Below are 448 nucleotides of genomic sequence, written 5' to 3'. Positions count from 1 at the left end.
GTGCAGCGCGCGGCTGAGCCACCATGAGAGCAAGGCACCGAAGAGCAGGCCGAGGCCGATCAGTCCGGCGCCGTAAAACAGCGAGCGCCGCTCGGTGCGATCGACGTAGGGCTGCAGCGAACTGTTGGGCTTGGCCACGGTGACCACGCCGATGATCTTGCCATTGTCGCGAATCGGCGCGCCGACGTGCATCACTGAAGAGCTCGGATCGTCAGGATCACTGCGGCTGGAGCGCGCGCCGTACTCGCCGCGCAGGGTCAGGTAGACGTCGTTCCAGCGCGAATAATCCTGGCCGACCGCGACGCCGCTGGAGTCGAGCACGACGATGCCCTTGGCATCGGTGACATAGATGCGGTGGTTGACCTGATTTTTCGGCAAGCCCCAGATGGTCGCTTGCGGCTGCCGCTCGCCATAGGCGCGGAGCAATTGCGGCCAGCGGTTCTCGCTG

At 65.2% G+C, this 448-nt stretch carries 1 pseudogene; it reads right to left on the bottom strand.

What is annotated here, in order from left to right:
• Window positions 1–448: pseudogene (locus J5M56_RS25395) on the bottom strand (two-component system sensor histidine kinase CreC); the annotation flags it as partial.

The organism is Pseudomonas sp. 51_B (assembly GCF_017491595.1).
Taxonomy (GTDB): domain Bacteria; phylum Pseudomonadota; class Gammaproteobacteria; order Pseudomonadales; family Pseudomonadaceae; genus Aquipseudomonas; species Aquipseudomonas promysalinigenes.
This window is presented reverse-complemented; position numbering and strand designations above follow the sequence as displayed.